Source organism: Pedobacter ginsenosidimutans (assembly GCF_001442625.1).
In the GTDB taxonomy this organism is placed as follows: Bacteria; Bacteroidota; Bacteroidia; order Sphingobacteriales; family Sphingobacteriaceae; genus Pedobacter; species Pedobacter ginsenosidimutans.
This window is the reverse complement of sequence record NZ_LMZQ01000005.1, coordinates 133,205-156,842: the sequence shown is the minus strand read 5'-3', so window position 1 is coordinate 156,842 and position 23,638 is coordinate 133,205. Positions and strand designations below refer to the sequence as shown.

The 23,638-nt window shown below is 38.4% G+C and carries 17 protein-coding genes; 8 read left to right on the top strand and 9 right to left on the bottom strand.

Going from position 1 to position 23,638, the window contains the following annotated elements; genetic code table 11:
* Together tamL and ASU31_RS09085 are read right to left on the bottom strand one after the other, a co-directional pair.
* A complete protein-coding gene (gene tamL, locus ASU31_RS09090) occupies positions 1-2,316 on the bottom strand; it encodes a translocation and assembly module lipoprotein TamL (RefSeq protein ID WP_057932032.1) in 2,316 nt (771 codons plus the stop codon).
* Positions 2,300-7,327, bottom strand: coding sequence for a translocation/assembly module TamB domain-containing protein (locus tag ASU31_RS09085; protein WP_245224511.1), 5,028 nt, complete (start codon positions 7,325-7,327; stop codon positions 2,300-2,302). Before ASU31_RS09085 ends, tamL begins: the two co-directional genes overlap by 17 nt.
* A 109-nt stretch (positions 7,328-7,436) precedes the next feature.
* Here ASU31_RS09085 and ASU31_RS09080 point away from each other — a divergent pair, with 109 nt between their 5' ends.
* The 5 genes from ASU31_RS09080 (at position 7,437) to ASU31_RS09055 (ending at position 15,996) form a co-directional block, all read left to right on the top strand.
* Positions 7,437-7,925, top strand: a complete 489-nt coding sequence (locus ASU31_RS09080; protein ID WP_057932031.1) for a cytidine deaminase — start codon at positions 7,437-7,439, stop codon at positions 7,923-7,925.
* A 576-nt stretch (positions 7,926-8,501) separates the two neighbouring features.
* Positions 8,502-10,187 carry a PNGase F N-terminal domain-containing protein gene (locus ASU31_RS09070; RefSeq protein WP_057932029.1) on the top strand — a complete coding sequence of 562 codons (1,686 nt, stop codon included), beginning with the start codon at positions 8,502-8,504 and terminating at the stop codon, positions 10,185-10,187.
* Positions 10,188-10,928: 741 nt separating this feature from the next.
* Positions 10,929-13,829: a DNA gyrase/topoisomerase IV subunit A gene (locus ASU31_RS09065; RefSeq protein WP_057932028.1), complete on the top strand. Its 2,901-nt coding sequence runs from the start codon at positions 10,929-10,931 to the stop codon at positions 13,827-13,829.
* A 433-nt stretch (positions 13,830-14,262) separates the two neighbouring features.
* The gene (pnuC, locus tag ASU31_RS09060) at positions 14,263-14,883 is read left to right on the top strand and encodes a nicotinamide riboside transporter PnuC (RefSeq protein WP_057932027.1); all 621 of its coding nucleotides are present in this window, start codon (positions 14,263-14,265) and stop codon (positions 14,881-14,883) included.
* Between the two features lie 30 nt (positions 14,884-14,913).
* Positions 14,914-15,996, top strand: coding sequence for an acyl-CoA dehydrogenase family protein (locus ASU31_RS09055; RefSeq protein WP_057932026.1), 1,083 nt, complete (start codon positions 14,914-14,916; stop codon positions 15,994-15,996).
* Here the strand turns inward: ASU31_RS09055 and msrA are convergent, their stop codons facing one another.
* From msrA to ASU31_RS09020, 7 genes are all read right to left on the bottom strand, one after another.
* Entirely contained in the window at positions 15,997-16,539 is a 543-nt protein-coding gene (msrA, locus tag ASU31_RS09050) for a peptide-methionine (S)-S-oxide reductase MsrA (protein WP_057932025.1), read from the bottom strand.
* 318 nt (positions 16,540-16,857) lie between these two features.
* A complete protein-coding gene (locus ASU31_RS09045) occupies positions 16,858-17,907 on the bottom strand; it encodes a hypothetical protein (protein WP_057932024.1) in 1,050 nt (349 codons plus the stop codon).
* A gap of 97 nt (positions 17,908-18,004) precedes the next feature.
* Positions 18,005-18,886: an RsmD family RNA methyltransferase gene (locus tag ASU31_RS09040; RefSeq protein WP_057932023.1), complete on the bottom strand. Its 882-nt coding sequence runs from the start codon at positions 18,884-18,886 to the stop codon at positions 18,005-18,007.
* A 4-nt stretch (positions 18,887-18,890) separates the two neighbouring features.
* The gene (locus tag ASU31_RS09035; RefSeq protein WP_057932022.1) at positions 18,891-19,274 is read right to left on the bottom strand and encodes a type II toxin-antitoxin system VapC family toxin; all 384 of its coding nucleotides are present in this window, start codon (positions 19,272-19,274) and stop codon (positions 18,891-18,893) included.
* Entirely contained in the window at positions 19,274-19,519 is a 246-nt protein-coding gene (vapB, locus tag ASU31_RS09030; RefSeq protein ID WP_057932021.1) for a type II toxin-antitoxin system VapB family antitoxin, read from the bottom strand. Before vapB ends, ASU31_RS09035 begins: the two co-directional genes overlap by 1 nt.
* 21 nt (positions 19,520-19,540) lie before the next feature.
* Positions 19,541-20,293 carry an ABC transporter ATP-binding protein gene (locus ASU31_RS09025; RefSeq protein ID WP_057932020.1) on the bottom strand — a complete coding sequence of 251 codons (753 nt, stop codon included), beginning with the start codon at positions 20,291-20,293 and terminating at the stop codon, positions 19,541-19,543.
* Positions 20,293-21,027, bottom strand: coding sequence for an MlaE family ABC transporter permease (locus ASU31_RS09020; RefSeq protein WP_057932019.1), 735 nt, complete (start codon positions 21,025-21,027; stop codon positions 20,293-20,295). Before ASU31_RS09020 ends, ASU31_RS09025 begins: the two co-directional genes overlap by 1 nt.
* A gap of 147 nt (positions 21,028-21,174) precedes the next feature.
* Here ASU31_RS09020 and ASU31_RS09015 point away from each other — a divergent pair, with 147 nt between their 5' ends.
* The 3 genes from ASU31_RS09015 to ASU31_RS09005 are packed head-to-tail and all read left to right on the top strand — an operon-like array spanning position 21,175 to position 23,568.
* Positions 21,175-21,864: an SDR family oxidoreductase gene (locus ASU31_RS09015; protein ID WP_057932018.1), complete on the top strand. Its 690-nt coding sequence runs from the start codon at positions 21,175-21,177 to the stop codon at positions 21,862-21,864.
* Between the two features lie 19 nt (positions 21,865-21,883).
* Positions 21,884-22,579 carry a PspC domain-containing protein gene (locus ASU31_RS09010; RefSeq protein WP_167346169.1) on the top strand — a complete coding sequence of 232 codons (696 nt, stop codon included), beginning with the start codon at positions 21,884-21,886 and terminating at the stop codon, positions 22,577-22,579.
* A gap of 5 nt (positions 22,580-22,584) precedes the next feature.
* Positions 22,585-23,568, top strand: a complete 984-nt coding sequence (locus ASU31_RS09005; protein ID WP_057932016.1) for a LiaF transmembrane domain-containing protein — start codon at positions 22,585-22,587, stop codon at positions 23,566-23,568.
* Positions 23,569-23,638: the final 70 nt, after the last annotated feature.

The following is a 23,638-nucleotide window of genomic DNA, read 5'->3' as shown; positions in this document are numbered from 1 at the left end:
TTAAAACGGATATCCTATCCCAATGTTAAAAATTAAATTCTGTTTACGCCAGTCTTTATTACCGAAAGCGATATCATCGAATACCCATCTCTGTCCTTCCGGCAGGTAAGGTTTACGTACCGGGAAGGCCACATCTAAGCGGACTACGAAGATGCTTACATCTACCCGTAAGCCTGCACCAGTACCCACTGCCAGCTCGTTAAAAGCATTTTTTAGCTTAAAACCAGATCCAAGTCTTGCCGTCTCAGGTTTGCCAGGTTCTCCAAGATCTTCTTTCCTCAGCCAGATATTTCCGGCATCTACAAACAATGCCCCATAAAGTACACTCACTATTTTAAAACGCAGTTCTGAGTTGAGCATTAACTTAATATCACCACCCTGATCGGCAAAAATAGCATCATCAGGAACCTTATAAGTACCTGGACCTAAAGTTCTGGCCGGAAAGGCTCTGATATCGTTACTGCCGCCTGCAAAAAACTGCTTAACAAATGGGAGTGAGGTAGAGTTGCCGTAAGCATAACCATAACCTAAGTTTAGCCTGTTTGCCCAGATTAAGTTTCTGGTGATTTTATAATAATCCCTTAAATCGGCTTCTACCCTGATAAATTGCGTTAATGGTCTGTTAAAGATAGATCGTTGGCCATTTTCATCTTTTGGGGTAAACAGCCCCCAAACATTACCACCGGTTTCTAACCCTCCAAAGAAATAGGTATTATTTCTCCGGCTATCTTCCATCTGGTTGGTATAAGTGAAATTATAGTTACTGCCAATAATAAACTGGCTTTCTAAGGTGGTTCTTAACAATGGGTTTTGTTCATATATTTTACGTTCTACACTATCAGAAGGGAAAGAAGTAGAAACATAACTTATCGATATCGGGTTGAAATTATGCTCTTTGTATAAATTCTCTTTAAAGTTGTAACCATATTGCCCTTTAAAAGCATGTAATGTATATTCAGAACCACGGTTAAGCATCTGGTAAGAAAGCGAGGCAATGGTTTTCGGGATGAAAGCATTGGTACTATTCGGTTTGTAAAAGGGAACAATAAACCTCGGGAAGGTCAGTTTTCCTTCGGCAGTTAACGATAAAGAGTTTTTGCCTAGCGAGGTTCCTTTAGTTTGGGTTTCAAAGCCACCACTAACACTCAAATCTAATTGTTCTGCATTTCTAAACAAGTTTCTGGTGGTTTGTGTTACTTTTACCTCTGAGCCAACGAAATTGTTTGATTTACTTGTTCCGGTAACAGAAAAGGTAAGTGAGTTTTTCTTTAAAGGTGTTAAATAGATATTCAAATCGAGCTGATTGTTTTTGAAACTATCAACGGGTAAAAATTCGGCCCTTACATCTTGAAAGGCACCCACATTTACCATTCGGTTTAACGATTGGTTATGGTCTTTACGGTTATAAGGTTCGCCTTTTTGAAAGAATACCAAGCGGTCGAAAAGCCTTGGTTTAAAGGTGTTTCGGTCATCGTATATATTGAAATCGTTATACTGCAACGGTTTCAGTTTTCTTAATGTGCTATCTCTCCTTAAGGAATAGTTAGGGTAGATGTTAATGTTTTTAATGGTATAAGGTTTTAAACCTGCATCAGGCGCAATGTCTTTTACCTTAACCGAAACATTAACCAGGTTTTTACCGATGGTACTATCTACCTGCATAATTAAATAATCAGGACTGAAATAGAAATAGCCATTTTCTTTTAAGTCGTTATCAATTCTGATCCGTTCATTTTTGTAGGTATCGATGTCATAATAATCGCCAACTTTTAGCAAGGTTTTGTCTTTGTTGGCATTGATGATCTTGGTAAGCACCCCGGTATCCGGAGGGAAATTAATCTTGTTGATTTTATAGCGTTGTCCGGTAACTGCAGTATAGATGGCCTTACCTTTTTTTTCCTTAATAACGGTATCGCCGGTAACAGTTGCCTGTAAATAGCCTTCGCTAATGAGGTAACTGGATAATACATCATTGTTGTATTTCAGCTTTACATCGTTCAATAACACAGGCGGTTCGCCTTGTCTGCGCAACCAGTTTCTAAAGCCTTTTGGCTTTTTAGGTTCGCCGGCAAGATTGTAAATGCCGAGCTTATATTTTATACCCAAAATCGACTTATTGGGGCGTGGTCTTGTTTTAGCTTCAAGATCGGTTTTAACCTGTTTTTCATTGTCAATTTTCCCTGATGAGTCTGGATTGATTTTTACTTCAGCACCGGTATACAAAATCTGTCCTGGTTTTAACGATTTGGTACTGCTGCAGGCGGCCCAAACTAAACAGGCCAATAAAAATAAAAGCGGTCTAGTTAGTTTTCTCATCTTGTGCTTTCTGTTCAATGTTTCTTATTCTTCTGATTCTTTTCTTTTGAAAAATCTCTCTAAACTTATTATAATCTACTACCAGGGTAAAGCCTAAGCCTGTTTCAACAATCTGTCCCTGTATAATCATATCGTTCTGGTTTCGGCGGTAGGCCCTTAAACGGTACCGTCCATCGGCAGAAAGTGCATATTCTACGTTTACGTTTCCAGCAATATTGGTCGATTTTTCTCCTGGTGCTTGTGGCCCTTCTAAAGCAAAAGAGCTTCCTACGCTAACGGTTAACCTATCGTTTAGCAGTTTTTTTGATAAGCCAACCTCCAGATCTGTTTTTTGCTGCATCGAACCTGTTGAATAATCTTCAGATGAATTTACACCGAAGTTAAGATCAACGCCCTGAATTAAATCGGAGGTTAAATTATTCAACTGTTCAGTTAACAGTTTACTTACACTCGAACGGGCAAGGGTAGAAACACCACCACCGCCGGCCAAACTTTGGAAAGGGTTATTGGCAATGAACCGGTTTAAGGCAAGTAAAGAAAGAACCTGTTTGTTCAACTCACTTTCATCGCGGTTTACATTAATCAATTTGGTATAAACCTGACCACTTAAAGCACCACGCTCATTTTCAGGTAAATCGAGTTTAAATGAAATGGTTGGCTTTAATAATTCGCCTTTTATCATCAGATAAACCTGGAAAGGTAATTTTGTTCTCGCCTCGTAAAGATCCGGCTGGTTTAACAGATCAATAGGAGCAGCGTTAACTTCGTATAAAGCCGTAATATTTGCAGTAGCAGAAGTAGGTTCACCTGTCCAGACAATGGTACTGCCTTTAACGAGCTTAAATTCTTTTTTTACAACAGCCAGCGTTAAATTGTATGAACCATCAACTATTTCATAACGACCGGTCATGCTGATTTTCCCGCTAGGGTCCATCGTTACGTTTAAGTCTGCATCACCCCTAACTTTTAAATTATCACCAGTAGATGGATCTACAACAACATTCAATTCTGCTTCTGGATCTACTTTTACAGCCGCTACGAGGTTTAATCCTTTAATAGGTGATTTACTGATGCTATCAACTTTCAATGCTTTCTGTCCATTAAAAGGTGGTGCGTCGGCATCAATAAACTGTACTATACCTTCCTGATCAATAATCGATGGATCACTTGAAGGCAAAGCGAAGAAGAATTTTGTGCCTTTGTTCACATTAATGTTCATGTTCACATCGGGTTGGTTTAAATCTCCGCGTACTTTGATGTTGCTGGTTAAAAATACCGTTCCATAAATCATGTCATTATCGGCTGCAGTAGAATTGATTGCTCTGAAATTGTTCGTTCGGATATCTAAACCGAAACGGTAGTTTTTAAAATCGGTGGTGTAAACTTTTCCGTTGATGGTTGCTTTTTGATTTAAGGAATCAAGAAGTGTAAAATTATTAAAACTGATGCCTTCGTTTGTGAATGAAATCTTTTCGTTAGGCATGCGGAAATATGAATTTACATAAGCCACATTAAAGCCTGCATTGTTGAAAGTTAAATCGCCCAGTATTTTCGGAGCCGTTAGTGCACCTTTAACCGTTAACGCACCTGTTAAGGTGCCGGTACCACGTTTAAGCTGGCCGGCAGATAAGCTTTCGATGTTCTTCATTTCAATCTTATCGATGTTTACCGTAAGGTCTAAAGCGCTTTCGGGTGCGGTATAATAAAATCCGTTAACCCTTAACTCGTGTACACCGGTTAAAGCAACATTTACCTCGAAAGCATTTTCGGTATTGTTGTTTACAGCCAGGCGTAAAGTGCCCAGTTGATCTTTTAGATAACGCAGCTGATCGATGGTTAAATTTGCCTCGAATTTTGGTGTGCTGGCTAAATCTTTAACGTTTGCAGTTCCATTTAAACGGCCACCAACCAAAGTGGTATCGGTTTCTGCAAATTTGGTTAAGGTTTCTAACTGGAAATCTTTAAATTCTACTGCCAAGGGCGCATTAGGTTCGGTAGGATTACTATTGATGGAAAGCGATTGACCGCTGTTACTAATCTGGAACTGGTTAACCAAGATGCCTGATGCACCAAACTGGATGTAATTATCTTGCGAAACCACCCATTTTTGATAATCGAGCAATAGTTTTTGCGGATCTAAAGTGAATTTGAAATCCTTATTGATCGATTGGAAAGTACCACCAATTACATATTTATTTTTAAGTTGCCTATCGCGCAGGAAGATGTTAACGCCTAAATTATTATTTGAAGCATCGCCACTTACTTCTGTATTAAAGAGTGCAATAGCCGGGCTTTGGAGACTTTTAACCGTTAAACTATAAGCCAGTTTATTGTTGTCATTATTGATGTTTAACACGGTGGTATCTACCTTAAAATCGCCATACACCACCTGTGGGAAATTGCCTTTAATCTGAAGGCTATCTTTTTGCGTATCGATCAATCCATAAAACTGCGATTGCTTGAATACCGTTAATTCGGGTACAAACTCCTTTAACAATTTAGAATCGTAAACCTGTACAAAAAACCTTAAGCGTTGATCTGGAACTTTAGTTACAGTGCCAAAAGCATAATATTTATTAATTTCATTGATGATGGCATCACTTACTTTAGTCAGCTGGTACTTGCCATCAATTTTTGCTGATAGTATTTCAGATTTTAAGGTCAGCTCGTTTTCTGTCGCGGTTGATTTAGCCCGGATGGAAATCGTATCTACGTTGATTTTTTGTTTGTCTTTTACCAATTGTAAGCCCGTAATATCAACCGATCCATTTAAATAATCAGCATCGGCGGTAGCGAGGTCTACTTTAACTATACCTGCTGCACTTAATACCGTTGGACTAAAGTTTAATGCCTGCAGGTTTACCTGCTTTAAGTTTAAGTCGGCTTTTACAGCAGGATATTTACCTGCCAGATTCACTTTAGCATCTAGATTAAAGTTGGCATTGCTATCGGGCATGCTACTCTTGATGCTGATATGCTGGTTGCTGTAATTTCCGGCAAGGCTTAAATTTCGGTAGGTATATTTGTTATAATAAGCACTAATTACCTTTGCGTTAAACTTTGCATTAATCTTTTTAGGATCGAGCCCTGTTCCTGCAACATTTGCTTTAACGGAAATTCTACCCAGTTTAGGTTGCATTTTTAATAGCCTGCCAACGTTAAAGTTGTTTAAGTTAATGTCGGCCTTATAACTTTCTTTGCCTTTTGGCCCTTTCATTCCTGCTACCAAAACCGCTCCACCCATATCGGTGTTGATGTTCAGGTTAGTGTTGAAATCGGTCATTGAACCCTTAAAGTTGCCTTTCGCATCAACTACATTTGGCAATTCGATTGTAGGTGGAAGAGATTTTTTGGGTACTACCACCAAAATATCTCCTTTGGTTAGATGAAACTTTTTAATATTTAAATCGAGATAGGTTTTTTTGATATCGGGTAGACCTTTCGCTTTTCCACTAATATCTATCTGCGTATTTTTTAACCCACTGATCTGCAGTTTTGGGATATTCAGGTTATTCAGATAGCCATTAACATCAGCAGTCAGTTTTATTTTTTCGTTGCGATAATTTGCTGGAACAGCATCGCTGAAAAAGCCAGCATCTTTTAAACCGATGGTGGTGTTTTTAAAAGCCAGATTCAGTTTTACGCGTTCAGGATGTTTGGTTAAATCCTCCATTGAAGTAAAATTTAGCTCTGTAGCATTTTCAATTGAGGTGTTGGGCGTTTTTAAAATAAAATTGCTCAGTTTGATCTGTTTGTCGTTATACACCGCATTGCCTCTCAATTGATCCAGCATAAAACCGCTTTTTTCTTTTAACGATCCATTTTTAACATTGGCTTTTATACCAGCGGCGCTATAACTTACATCACTGGCACCTAAATTGAGCTGGTTAATTTTTAGGTGATTAAAGTCCATGCCTTTGATAGCAGGTTTTGCCCCAAGATTGTCGAACTGTAAATTGTTATCCGCTAAACTGATGTTTTTGATGATCAGACCCAAAGGCGATTTTTCGGGAACTACGGTATCTTTAACTTTCTTTAAATCGTTGCTTGGAGCAGGTTTGAAAGCAAAAAGGATATTCGATTTATTTAAATGTGCATCATCAACCGAATATTTACTATTGGTTAAATCTACTTTCAGATTTACCAGGCCCAGATCGTTTACATCGGCAACAGCTTTGGTAGTGGATAGCTGATCGTCGTAATTTACCTTTACCTTACTAAAAATGAAGTTCTGCACTTCTATTAATGGCAGTTTGCCCTGTTCTTTCTCGCTGCTATCAACACTGTTTGTAATGTGCTGCACCAGGTGGACAAGTGGTTTTTGCTGCAGGTAACGTAAAGAAGTGTTCACTAAACTTAATTCTTTAATTACGTAGTGCTGATTGGCTAAATCGAAATCTTTGATTTTGGTTTTAAACGCACCCAAATATACTTTTACATCGTTACCCGCTACGTCATCACGATAGTTGATGCCTATATCTTCAAATGAAACTTTATCGACCGAGAATTTAAGGGTAGAGGTGGTATCTTTTTTTACTTTTTCTTCGGGTTTTTTCTGATCGCTTGCAAAGGCATCAACCAGAAATGAAAAATTAAATGTTGTATCGGGAGTGATGCGTCTTACATTGGCGCGTACATTTTTTAGTTCAATATTATTGATCTCGACGGTATTTTTTAACAGTTTGAATAAGCTGATATCAACCGCAAGTTTTTCGGCATATAATAAGGTATCGCCTTTACGGTCTTCGATATAAAATTTATTTAAAACAACATCTTTTGGCAGTGCAATTTTAATGCTCTCTAAACTTACTTCTGTTTTGGTTTTGTTTTTAAGGTAGTTTATGGCTTTGTTTTTAACAAAATTCTGAACTGCCGGAATATTTAAAGATAGCGCCAAACCAACAACCAGAATGATGATGGAAGCAATTACCCACAATAAAATTTTTAGACTTTTGCGTACGTATTTATTCAAAACTAAGCGTGTTTGGTGTTTGATAAATGCCAAAAGCATGCCATTAAAATTAATTTTAAGGCATGTTTTACTAAATAATACAAAAAATAACTTAAATTGTTCGCCCGCTATAAAAATTTAATATTGGCGGTTTCCTAATTAGTTACAAATGAATTCAATAAATCTAAATATAACTTTTGAACAATACGAAAGTATTACAGAATTAACATTGGCAGATAGAACGCTTTGCGAACTTGCAGCAAAGGCTTTAAATACTTCATATTCTCCTTATTCTAAATTTAGGGTTGGTACGGCAATCCGTTTGGCCTCTGGCGAAACGGTATTAGGAAGCAACCAGGAAAATTTAGCCTACCCATCAGGACTTTGTGCAGAGCGTGTTGCCCTTTTTACCATTGGCGCTACCTATCCAGACGCAGTTATTGAAAGTATGGCTATTACTGCCCAAACGGATAATTTTGAGATTTTAAAACCCGTTACTTCTTGCGGAGGCTGTTTGCAGGTGATGGCAGAGTTTGAGCGCAAGCAAAATACACCGATTGAAGTGATTTTTTACTGCTTAAACGGAGAAGTATTAAAAGTGCCCAGTGTAAAGAGTTTACTGCCTTTTGCTTTTGTAGAGGATCGGTTGGAACGATAGGTAATTTTCAATTGGTAATCAATAATTTGCAGTGCCAATTGATGCGTGCAGGTATTCGTTTGATGAGGGTGTACAAGAGGTTAGGTGGTGGTTATAATACGGTCGTCCTTCCCGCGCAGGCGGGAACCTTAAAGCGCTTGCTATTTCTTGTCCCAGGCTCGGGCTTGCCTCGGCTCACCGCCGCCGAAGAGGCTCCTCCCTTTTTCTTGATAAAAAGGTAGCCAAAAATCAAGGCTTGCACCTTTTCTTGTAAAAATCTGCGAAAATCTTAATTGTGGCAGTATCTAGGCTCTCCGTTTCACTCATCCCTAACGCACCTGCTTGATTCTGCCTTGTGCTGTGGAGTATGAAGGTGTTTGCACAGCTTTTCGTGCTTTTTCCTAAGAAAATCTGCTATGCCGGATAGCATGTGTAGATAGTATGGCGGGGAAAAGTAATAGCAATATTTTTATTTTTAGTCCTTTCCCTTCAGGGAAAGGTGCCGATAGGGGGATAGGGGTTTCTTCTTCCAACTATCCCAATTACTAAACTAACTCAAGTTAATAAGTATTGATTATATTTGGTCTTTTAACCACAATGAAACACCTCTACATCCTTATTTTCTCCATTTTTATTTCTTTTAACCTGCAAGCCCAGGGCGTACTCAAAAGTAATGTTGTTTATAAGATAACTTACTTCCGCTCCGCTGATGGAAAACCCAAGGAAGACCGTAATCCAACTGAGGTAATTGTTTCAACAAATCAGAATTTAATCAGTAATGCCGCTATTCTTGATCATAAAGCAAAATATCCTTATGAACAGAGCATTGCTACCAAACCAGCACAGATTTTGTTTCAGGTTGCCGATTTAGGTACGGATAAGCAGATTGCAACTGCCGATAGTCTTGCAATTGCCAAGCAAACTTTTGAGTTGAGCAACGAAACCAAGATGATTTTGGGTTATACCTGTAAAAAGGCCACCACTGTTGTTAACTCCAATACAATAGATTTATGGTACACTACAGAAGCAGGTATTAAAGCTGCACCAACCAGTTTGGGCCAGAACCTCGGTTTGGTTTTGGAGCAGGTACGCAACGGCAATAGTTTTGTAACCGCTACAAAAATTGAAGAAGTTAAAAAATGGAAACCGATTGATTTAGCTAAAATTAGCACTAAGCTGACCGATGGCTTAACTTATAAAGATTTACTCTGGAAAAGCAGGTTTACGACCTTAAATGTATTCAATAACGAAACGATTAATTTTATAGATAAACCACAATCTAACGATTCTGTATTCCGTTTTGCGGGTGGAACAGTAATTGCGAGAAAAGTTAAATTTCCTGATTTTCAGTCCAATCCCAATGTTTTTGTCGATTTAACCGAACAATCGAATGGTGATGCCTACGACAGAACAGGATCGGTATTTATCATCCCAACCGATAAACAGATCAGTTTAATGGATGCACTTAAAAATTCACTTAAAGATTTGCCTGTTTATGATAACGGAAACGGAAAAAAATACCAGGGTGTGGTAGCTACGGCAAATTATAATCCCGTTATAGAGTTAATGCGATTTTTTACCCCTTTTGGTGTGGGTAAATACAATACTTTAAAACTAAAGGATAAAAATTGGGCTGAAAAAGTTTATTACAGGCAGGATGTTTCAGAATTATTTCCGCTGGTAAATGGCAAAGAAGTTTGGGTAGCCGTTTTTATTGGCAACTATGATAAGGGTGGCCATAAAGTTTCTTTAAATATTACACTGCATAATGGCGGAAGGGAAAAAGAGCGCAAAGAGGTGATTTTGCCTTTGTTTAACTCGACCAATGTAATGGAAATGGCTGGACAAGAATATGCAACCATGTTTAGCAGCGATAAAGGTTTGGAAGTTTCTTTTACTTTAGCAAAAGACCTAAAAGATGCTAAATTGCGCTATATCACCACCGGTCACGGCGGCTGGGGAAATGGCGATGAGTTTGTGCCTAGAAAAAATACCATCTGGCTGGATGAAAAAGAAACATTCGCTTTTACACCATGGCGACAGGACTGTGGTTCGTATCGTTTATCGAATCCCGCCTCTGGAAATTTCGAAACTGGCCTTTCTTCATCAGATTTAAGCCGTTCTAACTGGTGTCCAGGCACGGTTACCAATCCCGAATGGATCAGTTTAGGCGATTTAAAAGCCGGTGCACATACCATCAAAGTAACCATCCCGATGGGTAAGCCCGAAGGTTCGAGCTCAAGTGCATGGAATGTTTCGGGTGTGTTGTTGGGAGTTGAATAGTGCAATATTTTTTCGGGAGATGAGTACCCTCATGCGAATCGTCATTTCGAGCGGACCCGATAGCTATCGGGTGCAACGCAGTCGAGAACCCGAAGGCTCAGCGAAGCTAAATCTGTCTATATAGATCTCTCCATTTCGCCGCGCTACATCCGATAGCTATCGGATCGAGATGATGACTTTTCTATTAAATCTTTCATCCTAAACGCAGTGAAGGATCTTTTTCTTGCCATATAAGACATTTAAGGGAGTATGAGCTTGGCTGACCCTGTAATTGTTTTTTATTTTTACTTATTCAAATAGCGTCTAGGGGTGGTTCTATGCACCCTGCAGCCCTCAATAGCAGCACAAAACAATTTTGATAAACCGGATTGAAGGGAAGATCCTTTTTGCTGCCATGAGCGGCGGGCAGGAGTGCAAAAAAGATCGAATCGGAAAGCCGGAGGAAACATTAAACAAAACCTACCGAACCCTGCTTTCCAAATCAAGACAAACAAATTTAGATTTCGGCAGGTGAGACACCAGCCGATAGGATGAGAAATCATTTTATAATATCCAGGCATTAAGATTAGCTTCGCTGAGCACTGCGTGTTTCCCGCCTGCGCGGGAATGACGGCAAGAGTTAAGCAAAACGCAGCTTGCCCTTGTTTTTTAACAAATTTTCCATCTCGAAATGTGAATAACCTCTCTTCATTCTATGAAATCATTTTTATTATATTTACGGCTGCCAATTTTTTTAAATAAATGAGTGAAGAATTAGATCAAAACGTAAACGAAGAGCACAAACATACCATAACCCCAATCAACGGTTTATACGAAAACTGGTTTCTCGATTATGCGTCTTATGTAATTCTCGATAGGGCAGTACCGCATATTAATGATGGACTAAAGCCTGTTCAACGGCGTATTATGCACTCGCTTAAAGAGATGGATGATGGGCGTTTTAATAAGGCTGCCAACGTAATCGGTAACACCATGAAATATCACCCGCATGGTGATGCATCTATTGGCGATGCGATGGTGCAGATCGGTCAAAAAGATTTATTGATTGATATGCAGGGTAACTGGGGCGATCCGGTTACTGGAGATAGTGCTGCGGCACCACGTTATATCGAGGCACGTTTATCAAAATTTGCCAACGAAGTGGTATTTAATCCTGATACTACCGAGTGGCAGTTAAGTTATGACGGGCGTAATAATGAGCCAATAACGTTACCAGTTAAATTCCCTTTGTTATTGGCGCAGGGTGCTGAGGGTATTGCCGTGGGTTTGGCTACCAAGGTAATGCCGCACAATTTTATCGAATTACTGGATGCCTCGATAGAAGCCTTGAGAGGCGTACGCCCCAATATATTGCCCGATTTCTTTACGGGCGGTATGGCTGATTTCTCGAATTATAATGAAGGACAGCGTGGAGGTAAAATCCGCGTGCGTGCGAAAATTACTGAGAAGGATAAAAAGACCTTGGTGATTACAGAAGTTCCGTTTAGTACCACAACGGGTTCTGTTATTGATAGTATTTTATCGGCCAATGATAAAGGCAAAATCAAGATTAAAAAGATTGAGGATAACACGGCGGCCAATGTAGAAATTGTGGTGCACCTGGCACCGGGTATTTCGCCTGATGTAACCATTGATGCACTGTATGCCTTTACGGCCTGTGAGGTGTCGATCTCGCCAAATACCTGTATTATTCAAGGGGATAAGCCACTTTTTTTGAGTGTAAACGATATCCTGATTGAAAATACAAAACACACTAAAAATTTATTAAAAAGAGAACTGGAAATCCGCTTGCACGAGTTGCAGGAGAAGATTTTCTTTAGTTCTTTACTTAAAATATTTATTCAGGAGGGGATGTACAAAAATCCTGAATATGAAAATTCAACCAATTTTGAAACTGTAGTTGAAGTATTACACATTTTATTTGATCCTTTTAAGCCATCGCTTTACCGCGAAATTTTACCTGAGGATTTTAAGAAGCTGATTGATAAGCCAATGAGTAGCATCACCCGGTTTGATGTGAAAAAGGCAGATGAGCAGATGAAAAATCTGGAAGATGAAATTAAGGTGGTTAAAAATCACTTAAAACACCTTACCGATTATGCCATTGCCTGGTACCAGAAACTGAAGGATAAATACGGAAAGGGAAGAGAACGTAAAACCGAAATCCGTTTGTTCGATCGGGTAGAAGCCTCGAAAGTAGCACTTGCGAATGTGAAACTTTACATGAATAAAGAGGATGGTTTTATTGGCACAGGATCAGGATTAAAGAAAGATATACATGTTGCCGATTGTTCGGATATAGATGAGGTAATTGTTTTCCGTGAGGATGGTAAATGTATCATCACCAAAGTTGCCGAAAAAACCTTTGTGGGTAAAAATATCATACACGCACAGGTATTTAAGAAAAACGACGAACGGACCATTTACAATATGGTTTATAAAGACGGCGCTAGCGGTACATCTTACATTAAAAGGTTTGCCGTAGTTGGCGTAACACGCGATAAGGAATACGATTTAACCAAAGGATCGAAAGGTTCGAAGGTTTTATATTTTACCGCTAACCCGAATGGCGAAGCTGAGGTAATAAACGTTGCACTGAAACCGCATTCTAAATTGCGCAAACTTCAGTTCGATCAGGATTTTGCAGAAGTGGCCATTAAGGGCCGTGGTTCGCAGGGGAATATCATTTCGAAATATCCGGTCAAAAAAATCATTCTGAAGAGTAAAGGCGTTTCTACCTTATCGGGCCTGAAAATCTGGTATGATGATTTATTAAAACGCCTAAATGTGGATGGCCGTGGAAAATACCTGGGTGAATTTGATGGCGATGATCGTATTTTACAGGTTCATAAAGATGGTTACTATGAATTAAGTTCTTTCGAACTCAGCAATCACTTTGATGATGGACTGATCTTAATTCAGAAATTTGATCCGGAGCGGATTTTTGCTGCAGTCCATTTTGAAGGCAAAGCGCAGAATTATTTTATTAAACGTTTTGCATTCGAACTGCAAGCTAATGGTAGGAAAACCATTTTCATTAGCGAGGAGCAGAAATCGAAGTTGTTGTTCCTTACTTCGAATCCGGCAGCAAAAATTATTGTTGACGTTTTGAAGGGTAAAACCCAAATTCCGGAAACATTGGATTTAACCTTAGCAGAACTGATTGATGTTAAAGGACTAAAAGCAAATGGCAATCGACTGTCAGCGCACGATGTTCAAAAAGTAGTATTGGAAGAGCCTGAGGTAGAAATTGAAGCGGTTGAGGTAGCAGCAATTGACGAGGGAGAGGATGGTGAAGAGGCACTAGATGAAGCGGTTACAAACGAAGAGTCGATTGCGAACGAGGAAACAGTAACAGAACCAGAAGTGCCGGAAGAGGTAATAGATAAACCTGTTGTAGCGCAGCCCAAACCAAAATTCGAACGTAAGGAAGAGCCTGTTGTTAAGGTCGAAAAACCTGAAGTAAAAGAAAAACCCGCTGTGGTAGAAAAGCCAGTGGCTGAAAAACCAAAGCCTGTTAAACAGGAAGAGACCAAAGTAGAAGATAAAGCTGAAGATAAACCTGTTAAAAAGATAGATTTCGAAATCACCAATCCGGATGATATCGATATTGACGATAAAGGGCAATTGGGATTATTTTAAATTTCCAAAATCGATCGTCATTTCCTTTGCTTAACCAAAGGAAATGACGATTTATCGCAAGAGGTCCTCTCAATTCCAATGTTTTTATCAGAAACTGACCTCTGGGAATGACGAACCGCTTAGAACGGCAAAGTCGAATAAAAATTAAAACATTTCATTTTTAAACCTATATTTGCCTTGCTCAAAGGGGTGCTTTTTGATTCTGCAATTTCTGTTGCCATCAATTTGCTGAGATTATACCCATTTAGAGGTTTTAAGCCAAAAGGTTTAAGGTATAGGGTTTAACCTTACACGTTATACCTCAAACCCTACACCTTCTAATGAACCTGATGCGGGTAATGCCGCCGTAGGAAGAGGTTAAAATTTACAAAACTGTTTCGCCCCGAAAACGGTATCTAATTATTTTTACCGGCCGCAAGGCAAATTATTGTAAATGAATTTTCAAGATTGGTTTAAGCTTTTTCAGGAGCAGATTTTACACACCTCATTAATCGAATGGTTGGCTGTGGGTTTCGGAGTATCTGAAGTTTTATTGGCGAAGAAGAATAGTATCTGGCTTTATCCAACAGGAATAATTTCGATCCTGTTATCGATGTTTCTACTCTTAAATGTAAAGCTGTATGCAGAAACCTTGCTGAGCATTTATTATCTGGTGATGAGCGTTTACGGATGGATAATCTGGAAAAAAAGAAAACAGGAGGGAGAAAACCAGGTTTCGTGGTCGAGCAATAAAGAATTAACCATTGCTGTTTTAATTTCTGTAATTGGTTTCGGTGTACTTTACCTTGTGTTGAGGCATTATACCGATTCGGATGTGCCTGTTTTTGATGCCTTTGTATCTTCAACAGCATGGGCAGGTATGTGGCTGTTAGCCAAGCGTAAAATAGAAAACTGGATATTCCTGAACATTTCGAATATTGTGGCTATTCCGTTGCTGTTTCATAAAAAGCTTCCACTTATGGCTTGTTTAACTACGTTTTTGTTCACTGTAGCCATATTTGGATTTTTAGACTGGAAGAAGATCATTAACAAAAGCAGACTCAAATTGGCTTAATTTCCTTCCTAAGCAAAGCAAAAAATAATCATGCAAGAAACATTAACCACCACCTGGCAGGAAAAAGTAAAAGCTTATGCAGCAATTTCTGAAGAAATGGGTAAACTTCATCCCGAAATTTTGGAGCTAGCCTACCAGGAAAACTGGTTTAAGCTTTTTGTGCCCGAAATTTATGGCGGACCGAACAAAAAACTCCCTGAAATTTTAAGATTGGAAGAAGAATTGGCTGAAGCTGACGGGAGTTTAGGCTGGACCATTACACTTTGTGCTGGTGCAGGCTGGTTTGCAGGGTTTTTAAATCCAGAATTGGCTGCAGAGATTTTTGCCGATCGTGAAGTTTGTTTTGCCGGGAGTGGTGCTGTTGGTGGGGTGGCTATTAAAACCCAAACAGGCTACCTGTTAAATGGAAAATGGAATTATGCCAGTGGCGCATTGCATGCCACTATATTTACAGCCAACTGTACGCTTAAAAATGAACATGGTGAAGACATTCTGGACGAAAACGGAGAACCTGAAATAAAATCATTCATCCTTAAAAAAGAGGAAGTAAATATTTTACCCGGATGGTCTTACTTTGGTTTAATTGCAACAGGCAGTCATGCTTTTGAAGTTTGCGATTTGAAAGTTCACGAAAATAGGACCTTTAAAATTAACCAGCATATTGAAGTAGCAGATTCTGGCTTTGATTATCCCTTTTTGCAACTCGCAGAAACCACGTTAACAGTAAATAGTTTAGGAATGACTAACCATTTTATTAAACTGGTAGAGCAATCTTTTTACTCTCGCTCGGGGAGATATAGTGAAGCACAAATTTTGTTTTTTAACAGTGAACTTAACCGCTGTAAAGAAGAAGTGTTAAACCTTCGCACAAAATTCTACCATACGTTCGGCGAATCCTGGAATCAGTTAATGAGTGATGGCGAAATTAATGAGGATACCTTAATTAAGGTGAGTTCAATCAGCCGTAAATTAGCCCATGCCTGTTGGAAATCCACAGCTACTTTATTCCCATACTGTGGTTTGGAGGCTGCAAAAAAGGAATCAGAAATTAATAGGGTTTGGAGAGATATTCATACTGCAAGCCAACATGCTTTACTTACTTTCGAAATTTAATTATTCCAAAAGCTCTGGTTTAATTTTATCTTTAAAATCAGTAGCAAACTTATTCAGTTTTGGCTGTATCACAAATGCGCAATAAGGCTTTCCCTGGTTGTTGCTAAAATAGTTTTGATGATAATCTTCAGCTTCATAAAATTCGGCTATAGGAGAAACTTCTGTAGCAATAGGCTTATCGAAAATATGTTGTTGGGTTAAATCTTCGATCATTTCATTCGTCTGCCTCTGCTGATCTTCATTTTCGTAAAAAATCACCGAGCGGTACTGCGTGCCAACATCATTACCCTGCCTATTTAAAGTTGTTGGATTATGGGTTTTAAAGAATACCAATAAAAGCTCATTGAATGAAATAACATTTTCATCGAATGAGATTCGAATTACTTCTGCGTGTCCGGTATCGCCGTTACAAATTTCCATGTAGGTGGGATGCTTTAATTCACCCCCCATGTAGCCTGATGTAACCTGGCTTACTCCATTTAACGTCTGAAAAACGGCTTCGGTGCACCAAAAGCAGCCTCCGCCAAATGTTGCTGTTTGCATATCCTACATATATAAAATCTATTCCAATTTTTAGATCAATCAAAAAAAGACATTTTTTTGATATTAAAGATTGGTTGGATACCGATTATTCCTATAAGTTTTAAGTAGGTGCTGTTTAGACAGCACTTTAGGATATATACTTCAATGTCTTTAAGATTCGTAATCTTAATTAACCACAGATAAACACAGATATATGAATCTGTGTTTATCTGTGGTTAAAAAACTTAACTAAACGGAATTGATAAATACATCACAAAATGTATCTTATATAGCATGAAAACAAAAAAGCCTGTAATCGTAATTACAGGCTTTTACTTTTTATTGATATTGGATATATATCGGTTTTGGCGTAAGCTTCAACAGCTCTTCTGGAGTCATCAAACGCTTCGGATCTTTCTTTAAATCATTTTTGTAAAACAATTTAAAGCCGGTAAACTGCACAGGTTCACCTTGTATAAAGTGGCGGTAGGTACCTTTTTTTAATTCAGGTTCACCCCATCCATCCATATGCATCACAACCTGCACTTCAGGACGTAATTTAATATTAGGTGAATTGGTTACCATCTTCTTGGTAAAACGGTGCAATACAAATACTTTTGGAGGCAAATTGTATTTTTTAACAATATCTGCTAAATATCCGGTTACATAATTAATATCGGCAGCATCATAGGTGCCGATCTTTTTGCCTGGCAATGTTCCGTCTTTCATTGAAAATTCTGGATCAATACCTAAATGAACGTATGGCAGTTCCAGGTATTTTGCAATATGAGGTAACTCTGCTTTTATAGTGCTTAAAGCTACCTGAAGATCTAAAAATACAATTGTGTTAGGTTGCATTTTGGCAATTTTCAAAACAGAATCAATCTGTTTATTGCCCATTCTGTTGATGTATTTTCCATCTTTCCCTGGTGTTCCACTTGCTACTGCAGCAATATAGTGTAATCCTGGTTGTACCGGGGTAGAAGGATCAGCTTTTTCCCAATGTTTAACCTCAGCATTTAAACGCTGCCACATTTCTTTAGGTGCATATTCGCCAAGCGCACCCATTTTTTTCGAATGCAGGTTTCCATAATAAACAACTATGCGTTTAAAGGGTAGAATGGCTCCCGCTAAAGGATATGGTTGTTTTTTTACCGGCCATCTTCCGGTAGTATCTCCGTTTGCCAGTTTTTTTACTAAAGAATCGTAAAGCTTTGGATCAACCGGTTTCATTACGTTTACCGTTGAGTCCGTTTTCTTTTTAGTTGAATCAGAAGAGAAGATTTTACCGATACCGCCACTGCTCTTACCGTCTGAATTACAGTTGGCAAATAAGCTGATTGCGGCAAAACCAAGTATTAGTGTGCCTGCTAATTGAGGGAATTTCATAAATATTATATAGATAATTAAAGTTTAGATTTTTTCCGGATCTGTTTTGATGAAAGTAGGGTGGAAATCTCGTAGTTTAAAATAAAGTAATCAACATTTACACATTACAGAATTTGCCAAAAACACCCAATGGCAATTTAATGCCCGAAGTAGCCTGTAGAAACAGTTCTCCAGTTTCGAGGTTTTTAACCGATGGAAATGAGGTGCGGATTAAGTTTTCTACAATTACCGATGAAAAACCCAATGAATAAGTATTTAGGATTAAGAAGTGTTCTTTTTCATCCAGCAACTGTACCACATCCTGCATCATTTCCTGGATATGATCTTCCAGTTTCCATTTTTCGCCATTAGGGCCATGACCGTAAGCAGGAGGATCTAAAATGATTCCATTGTATTTTTTGCCTCTTTTTAATTCTTTTTTTACAAACTTTAAGGCATCCTCTACCATCCAACGGGTATCTTTCAATCCAGAAAGTTCCTGGTTCTCATTTGCCCAGGTAACAACCTGTTTAATCGAATCTACGTGGGTAGTTTCGGCACCAGCTGCATTCGCAATTAGCGATGCCGCACCGGTGTAGGCGAAAAGATTTAAAACTTTAGGCTGTGGCGTTTTAAATTTTTTAATCGACGAGGAGATAAAATCCCAGTTTACAGCCTGCTCGGGAAATACACCCACATGTTTGAAAGAGGTTAAGCCTAAGCGGAGTTTAATGCCCACCTCGTTGTTTTTATATTCTACATGCCAACGATCAGGAATAGATTGATTTTTCTTTACCCATTCGCCAGAAGTAGCTGAACGGCCCCTGAAAGTAATGTTGGCTGTTTTTTTCCAATCTTGCTCTGAATATGTTTTTTTCCACACCGCCTGAGGTTCAGGACGGATAAGGGTTACATTTCCAAAACGTTCTAGTTTTTCAAAATCCCCGCAATCAATCAGTTCATAATCTTTCCAGTGGGTTGGGGCAAGTAATTGTATCATGTATTTAAAATAACTTTAAATTTGGATAGCTTTTGATGTATTGATCATCAGTTATCAGGGTTAGATCATTTGCTAGTGCCTGTGCTATAATAAGTCTATCAAATGGATCCTTATGTATTAATGGTAATGTAGAATAAGTAGTAAAGTCATCTTTAGAAGGCTGAAGAATTTTTACTCGGTACTTATCAAGTAATTCATAAATTGAGTTAATATCGTCTTTTAACTTTAGCTTTCCGATATTAGTCTTTATTGTAATTTCCCAAATGCTTACAATGCTTATATATTTTTCTGTTACAGGATTGTTTATGATCTCTATAATCTTTTTTGAAATTGAGTTATCTCCATTAATAAAGAATAGGAATATGTGTGTATCTAGCAAAAAACGCATTACATATAATCCTTGAGATCATCTAATGGTTCGTTAAAATCATCAGAAATATAAAGAATTGTGCCTTTGGCAGCGCCATATAGGCTTTTTGGCTCCTCAACAATATTTGCTTTTTCACTTGCTGATTTAGGAAAGTTCTTCGAATGTTTAGCTTTTAAAAAATCAATAAAATCTTCTACCTCGTTTACCATGCTTTCTGGTAAGGTTTCCAATTTGTGAATGATATTTTTTGTAGCCGTTGTCATATTACAAATATAAGAATTTTCTTAAAACTTATCTTTTGCTGCCTTCATAAAGCGGCTGGCAAATACGAAATCGTTCAATTCTTGGATATCAGTATGTGCAATTTCTTTGTTGCTGCCTTCCCAGAATTTCTTCCCTTCGTGTAAGAACAAAATATAATCGCCAATACCCATAACCGAGTTCATATCGTGTGTTACCACAATAGTGGTGGTTTTGTATTCTTCGGTAATTTCCTGAATCAACTCATCAATTACAATGGAAGTTTTTGGGTCTAAGCCTGAGTTCGGCTCATCACAGAACAAATACTTCGGGTTCATAGAAATGGCACGTGCGATACCCACACGTTTTTTCATTCCACCAGATAATTCTGCCGGGAATAATTTGTTTTTACCTGCAAGGTTTACCCGCTCCAAACAAAAATCAACTCTTTCAAGCTTTTCTTTTCTGCTTTGATCAGTAAACATATTTAAAGGAAACATGATGTTTTCTTCAACAGTCATACTATCGAACAGGGCGGAGCCTTGAAACAACATGCCGATTTCTTTACGCACCTCGATACGCTGCTCGTAGGTCATCGGTGTAAAATCGCGGCCATCGTACAGTACCGAGCCCGAATCTGGTTGATGTAAACCTACCATACATTTCAGTAGCGTTGTTTTTCCTGATCCGGAACCACCGATAATTAAATTGGTTACACCTTCTTCAAACTTTCCAGAAATGCCTTGTAGTACATCATTTCCGGAAAAAGATTTATAAATATCTTTAATTTCGATCATTACAATAAAAGTTGAGTAACTAAATAATCGCAAACAAGAATAGAGATACAGCTAATTACAACCGCTCTTGTACTGGCCTGCGAAACTTCTAAAGCACCACCACGAACGTAAAAACCTTCGTAAGCTGGAACTGACGTAATAATGAAACCAAATACAAATGCCTTTACCAAAGCAACCGTGATGGTGTAAGGATTAAAATCAGTTGTTATACCCTGAATGTATTCTGCAGGAGTAACAGCACCTGAAATAGAACCGCCAATGTACCCACCGGTAATACTTAAAAACATAGAAATAATTACCAGCATGGGTACCATGGTTATGCCTGAAATAATTTTAGGAAGGATGAGATAGCCTGGTGCATTTATACCCATAATTTCTAAAGCATCAATCTGTTCGGTAACACGCATCGAACCGATTTCTGATGAAATGGCCGATCCGATTTTTCCTGCCAGTACAATTGCACTAATGGTTGGACTTAACTCTAATATACTCGAATCGCGGTTTACAGAACCGATAATTGTTTTTGGAATAAAATCACTAACCAACTGGAAAGCAATTTGTAGCGTCATTACTGCACCAATAAAAGTAGAGATAATAGCAATTAAACCTAAAGAGCCTACACCAACATAATCCATTTGTTTGGCGATTTCTTTTAAGTATATTTTCAGTTTTTCCGGCCTTCTGAATACAGACTTGAGTAGCAGGATGTATCTGCCGAAATTGGTAAAATTCATTCCGTATGTATTTGCTTAATTTAAATGATCGTTCTATACTACTACAAAGAAACAATAAAAATTTGGAGCGCTTTGCTAATTGTAAAAATATTCGTGGTTTTGAATATAAATATGGTTTTTTGTTAACAAAAATTAAACCATAAATAAATGAAAGCTGTAATAACCGGAGCAACTAAAGGAATTGGCAGAGCTATTGCGACTAAATTAGCCCAAAATGGGTACGATTTAGTTTTGGTAGCAAGGGGTTTAGATGAACTCGACAGGCTTCGACAGGAATTAACCCCTTATGGGAATGCTATTTTTACCCAGGTAGCAGATTGCTCAGTTAAAGAAGAAGTGTATGCTTTTTTAAATTCGACCGCTGTAGATTTTGATAATGTAGCTGTTTTAGTAAACAACGTGGGGATCTTTTTGCCTGGCAGCATGCTCGATGAGGATGACGAAACCTTCGAAAAGCAGCAGCATATAAATACAAATGCCTGTTATTACATCAGTAAATTTTTTGGAAAAAAAATGCGCTCAGCCAAGCGGGGCCATATATTCAACATCTGTTCGGTGGCCAGTAAAGCACCTGTGAAAAATGGAGGCAGTTATAGTGTAACAAAAGCAGCGATGTTAAGTCTTAATCATGTATTGCGGCAAGAGTTAGCACCTCACAATGTTAAAGTAACTGCATTTTTGCCAGGCTCTACTAAAACTTCATCATGGGAAGGAACAGCAATTCCGGATGAAAAATTTGTACAGCCTGAAGATATTGCAGAAACTTTGTTTACCATTTTAAACTTAAATAAAGGGGTAAATGTAGACGAGGTTTTGATTACTCCGCTTGATTTTTAAACACAAAATGAACAACGTTATGGAAAAGAAGCTTTTTAGAAACGAACACGATAAGATGATTGCCGGTGTAGCTTCGGGACTTGCAGATTACATGCAGGTTGAGGTTACCATAATTAGATTATTGTTTGCATTATCGGCTATATTTATGGCTGGAGGTGGCTTAGTTGCCTATATAGTAATGTGGATTATTGTTCCGGTTAATAACGATCCGGCTGCAAGATTCTCTAAATTTAACGATTACTTTGGCAAGAAAAACCCAAATGCACAACCCTTTGGGACTGCCGATCCTTTTGCAGGACCAGCGAACCAGGGAAACCAGAATTGGACGCAACCTGTTGATGGTGGACAAAAAACACCTTTCGAAACACAGCCCAATTTCGACAAATTCAATAAATCTAACGATACTGGTCGCACTATAGGCGGATTGGTATTACTAGTGATAGGGTGTTTTTTCCTGATGCGCGAAATGGATTTTATACCCGATTGGTTTAGTATCCGCAATTTATTCAGGTACATGTGGCCATTGATATTTATTGCCTTAGGTGTAAGTATTATAGCCAAATCAAAAAGAAAGAACGACTGGGCTGCTTTTCAGCACCAACAGGAGGCTGAACAACAAAAAGAAGCTGATTTTTCTGAAACCATTGTAGAAAATGAGCCTACAGCACCAGCTAACAAAGATGATAATTCAACATCCGCTAACCCTCAAGTATAAATAAAATGAAACTAGATAGATTAATTTGGGGTATTATCCTGCTTTTTATTGGCGGTGTACTTCTACTCGAAAACTTTGGCGTAATCAATTTTTATTGGCGCAATGTTTGGAGCTTTTGGCCTGTATTCTTAATTATAGCAGGTTTAAATATCCTGTTTAATAAAAACAATTCGCAAACAGGTAGCATCATTTCTATTGGCGTTTTAGTAGTGGCCTTATCGTTCCTTTTTTATAAAGGCCAGCAGGTTCCCGAACGAGGCAATTGGTGGGGGCGCCACTTTAAAAAAGACGTCGACATTAATATCGAACACAACAATGACAACAACGATGATGATGATAACGATAACGACACTTCGTATAATCACTTAAGTTTATCTGAGCCGTTCGTAGCTGCAGATAATGCGAAAAAAACAGTATTAAATATTTCTGGAGGTGGCATATCATTTAATCTAGATGGTGAAACAGCTGAGTTGATTAATGCCGACGTAAAGAAAAGGCATGGTAACTTCTCTTTAAAGAAATTGCTTACCGATAGCGCTACCGTACTTACTTTCCAAATGGACGATAAAAAGAGCAAGTGGAATTTTGGTGATGGTGGTAACGATGTTAACTTTAAATTGAATAAAGAAGCCAACTGGGATATTTTAATGAAACTGGGAGCTGGCGAGGCAAACTTTGATTTTGCCAATTACAAAGTGCGTACCTTCCGCTTTGATGGTGGGGCTGCAGCTTTGGATATTAAATTCGGAGATTTATTGCCAATAACCGATGTAATTGTGAAATCTGGTGTGGCCGATGTGAAAATTAAGGTACCTACCAACTCAGGTTGCCGGATTAAAACCAAAACAGGTTTATCAGCTAAAGATTTCGATGGTTTTGAAAAATTGAGCGATGGTGTTTACGAAACTTCAAACTATAAAGCCTCAACCAAAAAAATCTTTATCAATTTAGATGGCGGATTGAGTAACTTTGAAGTAAGCAGATACTAGGGAGGTTGAAGGTTAGAAGGCGTAAGGCTAAGACTTCATTAACGGAATCTTTATAAAATGCTGATCTTAC

What these genes read in the sequence shown, in the direction of transcription:
- ASU31_RS09040 (WP_057932023.1), bottom strand. Translation starts at nt 18,886, where the DNA reads ATGATACAATTACTTGCCCCAACCCACTGGAAAGATTATGAACTGATT.
- tamL (WP_057932032.1), bottom strand. Translation starts at nt 2,316, where the DNA reads ATGAGAAAACTAACTAGACCGCTTTTATTTTTATTGGCCTGTTTAGTT.
- ASU31_RS09070 (WP_057932029.1), top strand. Translation starts at nt 8,502, where the DNA reads ATGAAACACCTCTACATCCTTATTTTCTCCATTTTTATTTCTTTTAAC.
- ASU31_RS09045 (WP_057932024.1), bottom strand. Translation starts at nt 17,907, where the DNA reads ATGAAATTCCCTCAATTAGCAGGCACACTAATACTTGGTTTTGCCGCA.
- ASU31_RS09055 (WP_057932026.1), top strand. Translation starts at nt 14,914, where the DNA reads ATGCAAGAAACATTAACCACCACCTGGCAGGAAAAAGTAAAAGCTTAT.
- msrA (WP_057932025.1), bottom strand. Translation starts at nt 16,539, where the DNA reads ATGCAAACAGCAACATTTGGCGGAGGCTGCTTTTGGTGCACCGAAGCC.
- ASU31_RS09065 (WP_057932028.1), top strand. Translation starts at nt 10,929, where the DNA reads ATGAGTGAAGAATTAGATCAAAACGTAAACGAAGAGCACAAACATACC.
- ASU31_RS09015 (WP_057932018.1), top strand. Translation starts at nt 21,175, where the DNA reads ATGAAAGCTGTAATAACCGGAGCAACTAAAGGAATTGGCAGAGCTATT.
- vapB (WP_057932021.1), bottom strand. Translation starts at nt 19,519, where the DNA reads ATGACAACGGCTACAAAAAATATCATTCACAAATTGGAAACCTTACCA.
- pnuC (WP_057932027.1), top strand. Translation starts at nt 14,263, where the DNA reads ATGAATTTTCAAGATTGGTTTAAGCTTTTTCAGGAGCAGATTTTACAC.
- ASU31_RS09080 (WP_057932031.1), top strand. Translation starts at nt 7,437, where the DNA reads ATGAATTCAATAAATCTAAATATAACTTTTGAACAATACGAAAGTATT.
- ASU31_RS09005 (WP_057932016.1), top strand. Translation starts at nt 22,585, where the DNA reads ATGAAACTAGATAGATTAATTTGGGGTATTATCCTGCTTTTTATTGGC.
- ASU31_RS09020 (WP_057932019.1), bottom strand. Translation starts at nt 21,027, where the DNA reads ATGAATTTTACCAATTTCGGCAGATACATCCTGCTACTCAAGTCTGTA.
- ASU31_RS09085 (WP_245224511.1), bottom strand. Translation starts at nt 7,327, where the DNA reads ATGCTTTTGGCATTTATCAAACACCAAACACGCTTAGTTTTGAATAAA.
- ASU31_RS09035 (WP_057932022.1), bottom strand. Translation starts at nt 19,274, where the DNA reads ATGCGTTTTTTGCTAGATACACACATATTCCTATTCTTTATTAATGGA.
- ASU31_RS09010 (WP_167346169.1), top strand. Translation starts at nt 21,884, where the DNA reads ATGGAAAAGAAGCTTTTTAGAAACGAACACGATAAGATGATTGCCGGT.
- ASU31_RS09025 (WP_057932020.1), bottom strand. Translation starts at nt 20,293, where the DNA reads ATGATCGAAATTAAAGATATTTATAAATCTTTTTCCGGAAATGATGTA.